Annotated in this window: 8 protein-coding genes and 1 pseudogene; 7 read left to right on the forward strand and 2 right to left on the reverse strand. The window is 68.6% G+C overall.

The genetic code is table 11. The features are described from left to right. Positions 1-19: 19 nt before the first annotated feature. The 4 genes from QZ753_RS07935 to QZ753_RS07950 are packed head-to-tail and all read left to right on the forward strand — an operon-like array spanning position 20 to position 6847. Positions 20-1540 (forward strand): Wadjet anti-phage system protein JetA family protein, encoded by a 1521-nt coding sequence (locus QZ753_RS07935; protein ID WP_294642575.1) that lies wholly within the window; start codon positions 20-22, stop codon positions 1538-1540. A gap of 1 nt (position 1541) precedes the next feature. Continuing rightward, positions 1542-2219, forward strand: a complete 678-nt coding sequence (locus QZ753_RS07940; protein ID WP_294642576.1) for a DUF4194 domain-containing protein — start codon at positions 1542-1544, stop codon at positions 2217-2219. Beyond that, positions 2219-5671: an SbcC/MukB-like Walker B domain-containing protein gene (locus QZ753_RS07945; RefSeq protein WP_294642577.1), complete on the forward strand. Its 3453-nt coding sequence runs from the start codon at positions 2219-2221 to the stop codon at positions 5669-5671. The genes QZ753_RS07940 and QZ753_RS07945 overlap by 1 nt, the downstream gene beginning before the upstream one ends. 3 nt (positions 5672-5674) lie before the next feature. Next, positions 5675-6847: a Wadjet anti-phage system protein JetD domain-containing protein gene (locus QZ753_RS07950; protein WP_294642578.1), complete on the forward strand. Its 1173-nt coding sequence runs from the start codon at positions 5675-5677 to the stop codon at positions 6845-6847. Positions 6848-7431: 584 nt separating this feature from the next. Here the strand turns inward: QZ753_RS07950 and QZ753_RS07955 are convergent. Continuing rightward, positions 7432-8502 carry an ATP-binding protein gene (locus QZ753_RS07955; protein ID WP_294642580.1) on the reverse strand — a complete coding sequence of 357 codons (1071 nt, stop codon included), beginning with the start codon at positions 8500-8502 and terminating at the stop codon, positions 7432-7434. 249 nt (positions 8503-8751) lie between these two features. Between QZ753_RS07955 and QZ753_RS07960 the strand changes: the two genes are divergently transcribed. Both QZ753_RS07960 and QZ753_RS07965 read left to right on the forward strand, forming a co-directional pair. After that, positions 8752-9192, forward strand: coding sequence for a MarR family transcriptional regulator (locus QZ753_RS07960; RefSeq protein ID WP_294642582.1), 441 nt, complete (start codon positions 8752-8754; stop codon positions 9190-9192). A gap of 64 nt (positions 9193-9256) precedes the next feature. Further along, positions 9257-10942: an FAD-dependent monooxygenase gene (locus QZ753_RS07965; RefSeq protein ID WP_294642584.1), complete on the forward strand. Its 1686-nt coding sequence runs from the start codon at positions 9257-9259 to the stop codon at positions 10940-10942. 104 nt (positions 10943-11046) lie between these two features. On the opposite strand, the pseudogene QZ753_RS07970 reads toward QZ753_RS07965, so the two are convergent. Continuing rightward, a pseudogene (locus QZ753_RS07970) lies at positions 11047-11777 on the reverse strand (SDR family NAD(P)-dependent oxidoreductase). Positions 11778-11859: 82 nt separating this feature from the next. Between QZ753_RS07970 and QZ753_RS07975 the strand changes: the two are divergent. Then, complete coding sequence (locus tag QZ753_RS07975) at positions 11860-12252, forward strand: helix-turn-helix domain-containing protein (protein WP_294642586.1); 393 nt, start codon at positions 11860-11862, stop codon at positions 12250-12252. Positions 12253-12604: the final 352 nt, after the last annotated feature.

Raw genomic sequence — 12604 nt, forward strand, 5'->3', positions numbered from 1 at the left:
CACCGCCGGGCGGGCGTCAGTGACCCTGTTCCGCTACCTCTCCGACGACGCGTTCCTGATCTTCTCGCGCAAGCATCGGTTCCTCTACGAGGCCGCCCTGCTCGAGGTCCACGAGCGCTTCTTCTCCTCCGGCACCTCCTTCCCGACGCCGCAGGAGATCACGCACGCGGTCTACGACCTCCTCGCCAAGCGGCCGGAGCTGCTCGCCGACGGCGACGACCCCGTGGAGGGATTGCCGGAGGTCGTCTCCAAAGGGCGCAGGCGGCTCCGGTTCGCCGGCCCGGCCAGGGAGACGGGCGACAGGGCGCTGAAGGCTGCGGCGCAGGTATACCAAGGACTCGTGCGCACCGGCTGGCTCGAGGAGGAGGAGTACGGCATCCGCGTCACCGTGGACATGCCGATGGGCGCGCTCCTCGTCGTCCAGCGCCTGTCGAGCCTCAAGTCCGACGTGTCGCAGCGCTTCGGCGGCCTCGTCGTGCACATCAAGACCAGCCTTGAGCTCGTGGAGCGCCTGTCGGCCTCCGACGGCGAGCGCGCGCGATCGTCGGCCGTCCATGCGCTCCGGGAGGCGCGGGTCAACGCGGACGGCTTCGTGCGCACGCTGAGGGCGATCCTGTCCGACCTCAGGCGCATCAGGAAGACGCTCCTCGAGTCCGACAGCCTGCGCAGCAAGATGGAGACCTACTTCGAGGAGTTCATCGGCGAGCTGGTCCTGAAGGACTTCCAGGCCATCCTGACCTTCAACCATCCCTACCGCTTCCGTGACCAGATCGTGTCGACCGCCCGGCGGATCTCCTACACGGAGGAACTCCTCGGGGCGATCGCCGCCGGTTACGTGGACATCGGGGTCGCCAACTCCGTCGACGCCGCGCGGATCGAGGCCGAGGGCGACCTCCTCTCCATCGAGGCGACATTCGAGACGATCGGCGAGATGTTCGAGCGCATCGCCCAGTTCCGCCGGGCGCTGGAGCAGCGACTCCGGAACACGGTGAAGTACGCCGAACAGGGGGAGCGGGGACTCGCCTCGCGGGCGCGCGTCCTCGTGGCGCGCCTCGAGCCGCTTCTGGCCGCCGATCCCGGGCGCTACGCGACGGCGACGGTCCCGTTCGGGGTCGAGGACCGTACCGTGCCCTGGTCCGACAAGCTCCTCGCGCCCGTCAAGGTCGCCCGCCAGTCCGTAGAGGCAAAGGCGATTGCCGATCGGCCCCGCGACCCCCTGCACGAGTTCCGCAAGCGCATGCGCGCGGACTATCTCGATCGCATCCAGCCCTCGCCGGAACGGGTAGGCGCCTTCCTCGAGCGCCACCTCGCGCCCGACCACGCGACCGAGTCCCGGTTCCTGGAGATCGCCGACGTCGACGAGTTCCTCGCGTTCGACGCGGCCCGCCGATACGCGATGACCGGCAACGTGCCGGATGAGCTAGCCCGGTCCTTCGAGTTCGCAAGCCTCGCTGACGGCGCGCCGCACGACAGCGACTGGCTGACGTGCGGCAACTTCGCGATCCGCCGGCGGCGCGATCGAATCCTTGGGGGCAACTGAGATGCTGGGCGAATTCGAGGATATCGAAGCGCGGTACGGCGCGGAGAAGGGGGCGGACCTCAGGAAGGCGTGCCGCTACCTGATCCGCAACCAGTTCGCCTATTCCGGCGACCGGGGCGTCGCGACGGTCTACAACACACTGGTCGACAACCGCTTCCGCCGCGTTGCCGACGGCCTGTTCGACAGCCTTGGCTACCGGGTCCTGCGCAATGCGGAGGAGCAGTGGGTCGGGATCGTCCTCGATGACGACGATTCCGGTTCGGTCCCCAAGCTGAAGCTGGACGAGACCGTCGTGGTGCTGGTGCTCGGCAGCCACTGGCAGGAGGACGCCGACGTCGGCAACCTCCTCGACCGGGCAACCTCCCTGACCACGGCCAACGCCCTCTACGAGCGGTACCGCGACATCGTGCAGGGAGCCGGCAAGGCGGCAATCACGCCCGTCAGGTTCACCGAGATCCTTCGCGAGCTGGCGCAGCGCAACGTCGTGTCGCTCGGCGAACTCGACCGCGACCAGCAGGACCGCGAGGTCGAAATCCGCCCGATGGTGAAGCTCCTCACAGGGGCCGACGCCCTGCTGCGCCTGGAGGGCTACGTCAGGTCGGAGGAGGCATCCGTCCGGCCGGGACGGCCCGCGGAGCCGTCAGGCTCGGGCGGCATGGAAGACACGGGAGAGGCGTGATGGAACTTCGGCACCTCACCATGGTGAACTGGCACCTCTTCGACGCGGAGGACGTCGAGGTGGCGGGCAACTTCGGCATCCTCGGCGAGAACCGCTCAGGCAAATCGACCATCCTCGACATGGTCCAAGCGGTTCTGACGGGCGCCAGCCGCACCTACATGCGCCTGAACGCGGTGGCGGGCGAATCCGGGCGCGGGCGCTCCTCGTCGAAGCGCTCGGTGTTCGGCTACTGCCTTGGTACCCTCGGGGACGGCGAGACGCGCCGACAGGACTCCCTCACCTACGTGTCGCTCGGGTTCGTGGATCCCGACGGCATCCGCCGGCCCGTCACGATCGGGCTCGCGCTCGAGGCGCGGGGCACGGACACGACCGAAACGGTGCTCGGCCGCTTCGTCGTGACGGGGAAGGTGCTCACGACGGCGGACTTCACGGAGCGGCGGGACGGTAGCCGCTACGTGTCTCAGTGGGACGAGGTGAAGGCCAGGATCGTTTCGGAACTCGGCGCCGCCTCCATCGTGAACCATCGCGACCGCGCGACCGACTTCGTGCGCGAGTACATGCGCCGCCTCGTGCCCGGCTTGCCCAGCGCCGAGCAGAGCGTGGCGGCGATGCTCAAGGCCGTCGTGAACGCCATGTCCCTCAACCAGGGATACTCGGCGACCGAGTTCGTCCGCCGCTTCATCCTCGAGGAGAACCCGATCCGCATCGGAGACCTGCGCCAGTCCATCGAGACGTACCGAGGGGTGAACGCGACGATCGAGACCATGCGCCGGAAGCTCGATGCCCTGAAGGACCTGCGCACCTACATCGACGCCTATCTGGACGCCCGCGACCGGGCGGCTCTCGGCAACTGGACCGCCCGGCGCGGTCGATGGCTCTCCGCACGCGCCGCCAACCGGGGGCTGCTCCACGAACTGGCGGATGCCCGCAGGCAGGCGGATGCCGAGAGCGAGGACCGTGGGTACGCGCTGGAGACGGTCGGCGAGGCCAGGGCGGAGATCGAGCGTCTCAGGGCAGCGATCGCCACAAGGGAGGCCAAGACCGGACGCGCGCAGTGGACGCAGGCCCTGAGGCAGGTCGGGGAGCGCAAGGCGGGACTTGCTGCCGCCATTCAGCGGCTTCGCGCAGCCGCGGCGGTGATCGCGCCGGGAGCGGTCGCGATGGGGCCGGGCGTGCAGGAGTTCTGCGGCTTGGCCGCGACCGATCCCGCCGTGGTGGACGTGGACGCGCTGCGCGGTGCGGAGGCGCCGTTCGCCGCCGTCGCAGCCGTCGCGACGGCTCGGCTGGAGGGACGGCGGCGTGAGTTGTCCGCGCTCGTCGTGGGTCTGGAGGCCGAGATCCGTCGGCTCCGGACGGCCTTGGAGGATGCGGGAGGCGCGCGGCCCGGCGGGCACCTGGCCCAGCCGACCAAAGACCTCCTCCGACGGCTGGAGGCGGCCGGCATGGAGGCGTGGCCCCTTTGCGACCTCGTGGAGGTGTCGGACCCGCAATGGCTCCCCGCCGTCGAGGCATTGCTCGGGCGTGACCGGGAGGCCGTGTTCGTCGCGAGGAACAGGATCGGTGAGGCGACGGCCCTGTTCCGCGAGGGCCGCCGCGAGTTCAGGGGCGCCTCTCTCGTGAGCCTGAACAAGCTGGAGGACCATCGGGAACGACCCAGGCCCGGCACGTTTCCGAGCGTCTTTGCGACCGATCATCCGGACGCGCTCGCCTTCCTGCAACGGCGTCACGGGAATGTCCGCTTGGCCCTGACCATGGCGGCGTTCGAGATGCCGGGGCGCGCGTTGATGCCCGACGGCCTGTACGACGACGGTCTCGTCCGGAGCCACCGAACCGTTCCCGCGACGGACCACAAGCTGGGACGCGGCGCGCGTGCGGAGGCGGCGGAGCGCATGCGGGACGAACTGGCGGACGGCGCCGTCCGCCTGAACGATGCCCGCCATGAGGAACAGGGGATCGATCGCGTCCTCCGTGCGCTTCTGGTGCTCTCCGAGGACGGCGGTGCACGGCTGTCCACCCTCGTGGACGACCTTCGGACCGCTGACGGGGAGCGACGCGAAATTGAGGCGAGCATTGAGGCGATCGATCGCCAGGGCGACGAGGGCTTGGGCGGAAGGCTCGAGGCGCAACGCGACCTCCTCCGCCGCAAGCAGGAAGAAGTTGAGAGCATCGACAAGAGGGCCCAGAGGCACCGCATCGCCGCCGAGGTTGCCCAGCGCGCGCTCGCCGGCGGCGAGGGTCAGGAAGGCTCGTCGATGGCACTCAAGATCGCCAGGCGCGCGTACCTGCCCGAGCGGGCGCAGTTCCCGTATCTCAAGGGCCGCCAGAGCTACAGGGACCGCCTCGATCCCTCGGGCAGCCTCAGGCCGGCTGCATCCGCTGCCACTGCGGAGGCGGGCAAGGCAGGGGCGGAGCTCCACGCCCGCATGGAAAAGCTCGGCGCGGACGCGGCGAAGGCTGCCGGTGAGCGCCGCCACAGGGCAGAGCTCGACGCGCGCGGGGCGCTGCGCGGCTACTTCGCGGACTTCGGACCCAGCTCGCAGGTCGGGCCGGAGAGCGACCTCGTCGGCGACGTCCGGCCGTGGATGGACGTCCTCATCGAGGACATCGAGGGGAACGAGCTCCGAAGGTACGAGGCGCAGGCGCGCGAGGCGGCCGAACGGGCATCCGTCCTCTTCCGTGGCGAGTTCGTGAACGCGCTCACCGCACGCGTCTCGAAGATGGAACGCGACATCGAGGCGTTGAACCGGAGCCTGCGAGACCATCCGTTCCACAACGAGATCTACTCCTTCCACAGGACGGCGGAAGCGGAGTTCCAGCCCATCCTGAAGATCATCGAGATCGGAAAACTTTCCGACGATGCCCTGGACATGCTGTTCCGCGCCGACGTGCCAGACGACTATCCGCACATCGAGTCCATCAGGGCCGTCGAGCGGCTGCTGGAGGATCCCGACAAGGACTTCACGGCCTTCGAGGACTACCGCAACTTCCATTCGTTCGAGATCCAGATGCAGGATCTCGATACCAAGGCGCGGACCCGATGGGAGACGCGCCGGGCCACGGGTTCGGGAGCAGAGCAGCAGGTGCCCCTGTACGTCGCGATCGGCGCGTCCCTGGCTTCGGTCTACGGGAGCGGCGGGGAGGCGCGCGGTCAGCCGAAGGGCATGGCACCCGCGCTCTTCGACGAGGCGTTCTCGAAGATGGACGGCAAGAATCAGCGGGCGATGATGGCCTTCTATGGTCGTCTTGGGCTCCAGGTGGTGATCGCGGCGCCACTGGAGAAGAAGGCCGCCTTGATGGGCTACATGGAGACCCTCGTCGAGGTCGATCGCATCGGCGAGCAGTCGACGACGGACGTCGTGCGGATCAAGCCGAAGGCTCGCGACGCGCTCTTGGCGATCAACCCGGAGAACCTCAGCGACCGAGAGGTCGCGGCTCTGATAGCGGCGGAATAGGACGTGGCGAGGCGGTTCGTCGACGCGGCGGTCCTGCTCCACGACCTGCTCGACCGGAGCGAGCGCGGCGTCGCGTCCCCCGTGGCCTATCCGGACCGCGGCGCGTTCTCCGACGTCACCGCCAAGGATTCGTTCGAGCGCCGGCTGCACGTGGCCGAGGCGGCGGGGGCCGTGGCGCTGGTGAGGGGGACGGGGCGGTGGAGGGACGAGCTGAAGCTGGTCCGGCTCGCGGACGCCGACGCGCTCGCACGTCACTTGGGCCGGGAGCAATCGATCGGGGTCGCCGAAAGGACCCACCGCGACATGATCGCGGGATTGGAACTGCACCCGGCGCTTCGGGATGCCTGCCTGTCCGCCGCCGCGTCATGGTCGAAGGGACGCTCCTGGCACGGCGTGTCGGCCGGGGACGCGCTCTCCATGCGCGTCGCGCTCCGTCTCGCCCAGGCCGTCGTCGAGGACAGGCATGTCGGGCTCGACTACCGGACGTTCTCCAAGCGCGTCGCCGGACACAGCAAGTCACTGGAGGAGTCGGAGGCGCTGGTCCTCAGGCTGCTCCGGACGGTTGTCGATCTGCCATCCGGCATTCCTCCGCGAGTCGCGCTGGCGCTCCTCGGGGTCGAGCGGTTCGGTCCGCCCCTCCTGATCGCCGGCACCTTCCAGGTCGGGGGCGGGGACATCGGTGGCGGGTTGCCCTACATCGGCATCCCGCCGGAGACCGCTGCGCGGATCGACTTCAAGCGTCCGCCCGAGTACGTCCTGACCATTGAGAACTTCGCCAGCTTCAACAGGCACGTGCTCGAGGCCGATCCCGGTCGCAGTGGCGTCACGCTCTATGTCGGCGGCTACCCGTCGCGCTCGACGCAGGCCGCGCTGACCTCCCTCGGTTCTGCGCTTCCGCCGGAGGTGCCGTTCTTCCATTGGTCCGACATCGATGTCGACGGGACCTGGATCTTCCGCACGATCGAACGGGCCGTGCGTCGCGCCCTGCTTCCCCATTTGATGTCGCGGGAGCTTGCGGAACGCCTCGGGGTTCCCGGCAAACCCAACGGGAGGCTCGAGATCGGTGCCGCTCTCGGATCCGGCATCGCCGACCTGGTGGACTACCTGGCAGGAGCAGACCACCGCACCCTGGAGCAGGAGGAGATCGATCCCGTGCTGCCAAGCGGCACCGATTGAACTTCTAACTGTCCCATGGGCCGGGGCTGCGTCCCCACGCCGTGCCTTTGTCTTCAGCGAATGATCGGGTCCGCGATGCGACTTCGTTCGCCCTCGACTGTTCGAGGACATCCACGAACGGCAGAGTCAGACTTCTTCGCATCCGGCAGCGCTAGAGTCGGACTTCTCCGCCACGAGAGTCGGTAACCATGTCGCATTGGGCAGCCGAACACTATGTTTTACAGGGGGGTCGTCGATCGCCCGAGTCGGGGAAGTGGGTGCCGCTACAATGGGTGTAGCGAGGCTCAGAACACCGACTCCAACGGGGTCGGTGTCTCAATCGGATCCCGCGAAATGCCGACTCTTGGGTTCTGAACGGAGAAGGTGCCCCACGACGCGCTGCGATCCGGCCGTGGACGCGGCCGTCCCGACATTCGCGCCGTCGGCACGGCCGCGAGGACGCCCGAGCGTTTCCGCGGTATGGCCGACGGTCGCTCCGAAGCCGGTGAGCCACCGGAACGTTACGGGTTGGACCTGAACTCGAGAACCAGCCGCGATCACACGTGTCGCGAGCCTGAAAGCGGATCGACCTCGGTCGGAAGGGGTCAGGCGGCCCATGCCGACCAGGCCGGCTGTCGGGGGATCGTCACCAGGGTGCGGCATCCTTCCGCGTAGGTGGTATCGAACCCGATGGATCCCGCGTGCAGCCCGACGACCCGACGGCAGAGCGCAAGGCCCAGACCCGTGCCGTCCCCGGCTTCGGAACCTCTCTCGAACGCCTCGAACACCCGGATCGCGTCGGCGGCCGATATGCCGATTCCGTTGTCCTCGACGACGATGACGTCCGCGTCCTCCGCCGGGAGGTGGCGGACCGTGACGCGCGGGGACCGCTCGTCGGAGCGGTGACGGACCGCGTTCTCGACGAGGTTCTGCAACAACTGCCGGAACAGGTTGCGCTCGACCTGAAGACTTGGCAACCGGGCCCAAGTGATGGTGGCCCCATGCCTGTCGATCAGGGACGACAGGTTGAACCGGACCTCCTCCAGCAGGAGGTTGAGGTCCGTTGCCCTGAGTTCCAGTTCGCCGACGTCGCTGGCCAGCGCGGATGCGAGCAGCGTCGTGACCTGCTGGGAGAGACCGGACGCACTCTCTCGAGCAAGCCCCAGCACCTGCTTCGCCCTTGCTCCGAGTGACGTGTCGGCGTCGCACATGACCGTGTCTATGGCGGTGGCGATGCTTGCGAGCGGCGAGCGCAGGTCATGCGCGGCGAACGCCGCGAACTGGGAGAGACTGTCGTTTGCCTCGACCAGCGACCTCTCGCGCCCCTTGAGCGTCGTGACGTCGGTGCTGATGCCAAGGAGCCGCGGCTCGCCGTCGGCGGTATGGAACGCGATCTTCCGCGTCAGGAGGACGCGACGTCTTCCGAGATAGTCGAAGATCTCCTCCACCGCTTCCGACGAGCCCGTGGCCATGGCCCGGCGGTCCCCGGCGAGCCAGACGGCCGCCTCCTCGGGACTGAACGCCTCCACCGTCGTGGTTCCGAGGATCGAGGCCCGGGCCTCGGGCGCATAGAGCTCGAGGAACGCCCGGTTGGCGTAGACGATGTGGCCCTGCTCGTCCTTGACGAACACGAGGTTGGGGTCGTGGTCCATGACCAGGTAGAAGAGGCTGAGCATGTTTCGCATTCGTAGCCCCCGAACGCCGCAGCAAGCCATCATCATTACTTCAGATTGTAATTGTCAATAACCGGAGGTGTCCCGAGCATCCCGCCGGCGCGACGACGGGGGTGGTGGCTCCACGAACCCAGGTGCTGGAAGAGTACAGGTCCCGGCACGCCGCGACCGGGCTGACGATCACGGACGACGGAACCAATGACCATGCAACTGGTTTGACAGCTTGTTGCCGTATTGACCGCAGGCTGCGTCGTGACAGAAGCTGAAGATCACCATCTCGTCCGCACATTGTCGATCGCCGTCTTCGAGGCCAACGGACGTCTCGTCGACACGGGCAACGCCCTTGTCGGCCCGATCGGGCTCAGCACATCCTGGTGGCAGGTGCTGGGCGCGCTGGGCTATGCGCCGACGCCGCTTCCGGTCGCCCACATCGCCCGCAACATGGGCCTGACCCGCCAGGGCGTTCAGCGGGTGGTCGACCTTCTCGCGAAGCGTGGGCTCGTCAACTTCCAGCCCAACCCGCACCACCAGCGCGCCAAGCTCGTCGTCCTCACCGAAGCCGGACGCCGGGCTCTGTCGGCCGCCGAGGAGGCGGTCGCTCCGCTCGACCGGACGATCCTCGATCGCATCGGCGCCGAACGGCTCGCCGTCGCCATCTCGGTCCTGCGCGAGATGAGCGACATGCTTCCGTAGGTCGCCCCGTCCGCCTCAACCCAACGAACTCACCCTGCCAGACGCGTCCAGCGAAGGATTTTCCATGCCCTCGATCCAGTCCGACCGTTTCGACACCGATGTCATCGTCATGGGCGGTGGCCCGATCGGCCTCACCACGGCCTGCGCGCTCGCCCACCATGGCGTCGCCTTCCGGATCTTCGAGAGCCGGACCGAGCCGAAACCCTATTCGCGCGCCAACAACCTCTGGGCCCGGCCGCAGGAACTCCTCGCCAGCATCGGCATCCGCGATGCCCTCGCGCAGAAGGCCTACGCGATCACCAAGGTGAACACGCTCCTGAACGGTCGGCCCGTCGATCCGATCGCCATCGCCGACGTCGCCAGTCCCTTCGGTCCTGTTCTCTACAGCGGCCAGGACGTGATCGAGACGACGCTGAGCGAACGGATCGAGGCCGGGGGCGGCAGGCTGGAGCGCGGACGCAAGGTCGTTGGCTTCCGGCAGGACGACGAGGGCGTGACGGTCGAGATCGTCGCCGTCGGCGAGGACGGGAGCGCCACGGGCGAGCCCGAGAGCCTGCGCTGCCGCTATCTCGTCGGGGCCGACGGCGGCGCGGGCTTCGTGCGGCGCGAACTCGGCCTCGACTTCGAGCCGGAGAAGCTGCCGGACTGCATGAACCGCCAGCTCGACGCCAAGCTCTCCTGGCGACGCTCGACCGACCACGACCACCTCTGGTTCTTCTACTATCCCCGCGGCTTCTGCGGCGTGCTGCCCGTCTGGGGCGGCTACCACCGGCTGTTCTTCCTGTCGGACGACACGGGGCTTCCCGACCGCGACCCGACGCTGGACGAGATGCAGGCGATCGCCCGCGAGGTGACCGAGGACGAGACCCTGACGCTGACGGATCCCATCTGGCTGACGCACAGCCGCTTCCAGCACGGCGTCTCGCCGCACTATCGCAAGGACCGCGTGTTCCTTGTCGGCGACGCCGGGCACCTGACGCTCCCGGCTGGCGGCCAGGGCATGAACGCAGGGTTCCACGATGCGGTGGGTCTCGCCTGGCGGCTGGCCACGGTGCTCCATGGGCGAGCCGAGCCCGTCCTTCTCGACTCCTACGACACCGAGCGCGGCGGCGAGCACCGGCGCCTCGACAGGCAGCAGGTGCAAGGGTTCCAGAACAGCGTCTACCGCGGGAAACTCAAGGATGCGGCGGTGAGCGTCGCCGCCGCCGTCCGGCCCGACATCGGTTCGCTTCTTCAGGGCACGGACGATCTTCAGCAGCTCTCCGTCGCCTATCCCACGAGCCCGCTCAACGAGGATGGCTTCGGCCTGGCGCACGGCCTCTGGCATCGCGACGCGCCCAAGCCCGGCGAGCGCGCGCCCGACGCGCCGGTGATCGCGGCCGACGGCACGTCGACGACCCTGTTCCAGCACATCTACAACCCGGACTGCCGCACCTTCGGTTGGGCACTCCTCCTATTCGACGGACGGCAGCGCGATGCGCTTCCCGATCTCCGACGGGCTGCCGGGGAGTTCGGGGCATGGGATTGGGTCCGCCCGAGGCTCGTGCTCGGCGCAGCCGTCGCCACGTCGGGGGATGGGCTCGCCCTGTCAGATCTCGACGGGGAGGCCCACGCCGCCTACGGCATCGGGTCTTCCCCCGCGATGGTGCTGGTGCGACCGGACGGGCACATCGCCTTCCGGGGGCCGGCCGATCGGATCGAGGCGCTCGGTGCGTATTGCTCGAAGGTCTTCGGATTGGCGGGCGGCTGACAAGGCGACCCGTCGGCCGCTCATCTCACCGCGCCTGCCCGCCAAGTCCCCAAGATGCGGACACTGCCCGGACCCGTTGGGGGCCAAGCGACATGCGGGCGGCGTCAGACCTGCGCCATGCCGCCGTCGACGCAAAGTTCCGCCCCGGTGACGAAGCTCGCCTCGTCGCTGAGGAGGAACAGCGTCGCGGAGGCGACCTCGTCCGGGCGCGCCATGCGGCCCAGCGGGATCGGCGCGATCAGCGCCGCGCGCCCCTCGTCCGGCACGGCCGCCATCATCTCCGTGTCGGTGGGCCCGGGCGCGACGACGTTGACGCGGATGCCGCGCGGCGCAAGCTCCGCGGCCCAGGACCGGGCATAGGATCGAACCGCCGCCTTCGTGGCGGCATAGGTGCTGTAGGGGGGAAGGCCCTTGGCGTCGGCGATCGATCCCATCAGGACCACCGATGCGCCCTCGCCCATCGCGGGCAGGGCCGCCTTCAGCCCGAACATCATGCCGCGCACGTTCACCGCGAAGTGCCGGTCGAAGTGCTCGGTCGTCTCCTCCGCGATCATGGCCGGCTCCGACAGCCCGGCATTCAGGACGAGGAGATCGATCCGTCCCAGGGTCTTGGTCACGTCCGCGACGACGCGCGCCAGGTCCTCCGGCGCACCGGCGTCGGCCACCACGCCGCGGGCGTTCCCGCCCACCCGCCTGGCGACGCCTCCACCTCGTCGGCCCGTCTCCCGGTCAGGAAGACGGTCGCCCCTTCGATCGCCAGGCGCTCGGCGATCGCCAGTCCGATACCCTTGGCGCCCCCGATCACGAGCGCGGTCTTGTTCTCGACTCTTGCCATCTCGCATGCTCCTTGCTCAGCGATGGCATCCAGATATACGACGGCTATCTAGTCGCAAGAACGCACTTTGGTGAGCCTAGATATGCGTGACGATACCGAACTCGAGCGTCTGTCGGAGGAGGCGCGGGCCGACATGGCCCGTATCCGGCCCGTCCTCGACCGGATCGCCGACAAGTGGACGATCATGATCCTCACCGTGCTCTGCCCGAAACCCGCGCGGTTCAACGAGATCAAGCGCCGGCTCGACGGCATCACGCACAAGGCGCTGGCGGATGCCTTGAAGCGGCTGGAGCGCAACGGGCTGGTGACGCGGACCGTCCTGCCGACCGCGCCGATCGGCGTGGAGTACGCGATCACGCCGCTGGGCCATTCGCTGCGGCAGCCCTTCGAAGCCCTCTGCACGTGGGCTCTGGCTTACGGTCCGGAAATCGAGCGGGCCGGGTCCTGCTACGACGAGGCAAGGGGCGGTCGGTAGCAACCGCCGACGCAGACCTCAGCGCGCCCGCACGGATCCGATCGACCGCGCCTCGACGAAATGGCCGCGCCGGCATGTGGAGCGTCCCGGATCCAACCGGGTCGGAGGCCCGGATCGCAAGACGCGTCCGCGAGCCGATCCTGGGAGGAGCCGGGCGTTCGAGCCGGTGTGTCCATCAGCATCGCCCGGGCCCGCAAGGGCGAGCGTCCGGCAGAGCTATGTCACCGCATTGATGTGGCTCTCTACCGAGTGACGAACGCCGGCCGGAACGCCGATCGGGCTTGCGGTCTCGCCTGACACGGTGAGCACCAAGGAGCCGGGCGGCGGCGGACGGTCGCCTGAGAGAGCGTGA

Origin of the sequence: uncultured Aureimonas sp. (assembly GCF_913775355.1) — a bacterium.
Classification (GTDB): domain Bacteria; phylum Pseudomonadota; class Alphaproteobacteria; order Rhizobiales; family Rhizobiaceae; genus Aureimonas.

Coding starts and splice junctions, on each gene's coding strand:
- QZ753_RS07975 (WP_294642586.1), top strand. CDS start 11,860: ATGCGTGACGATACCGAACTCGAGCGTCTGTCGGAGGAGGCGCGGGCC.
- QZ753_RS07965 (WP_294642584.1), top strand. CDS start 9,257: ATGCCCTCGATCCAGTCCGACCGTTTCGACACCGATGTCATCGTCATG.
- QZ753_RS07955 (WP_294642580.1), bottom strand. CDS start 8,502: ATGCTCAGCCTCTTCTACCTGGTCATGGACCACGACCCCAACCTCGTG.
- QZ753_RS07940 (WP_294642576.1), top strand. CDS start 1,542: ATGCTGGGCGAATTCGAGGATATCGAAGCGCGGTACGGCGCGGAGAAG.
- QZ753_RS07945 (WP_294642577.1), top strand. CDS start 2,219: ATGGAACTTCGGCACCTCACCATGGTGAACTGGCACCTCTTCGACGCG.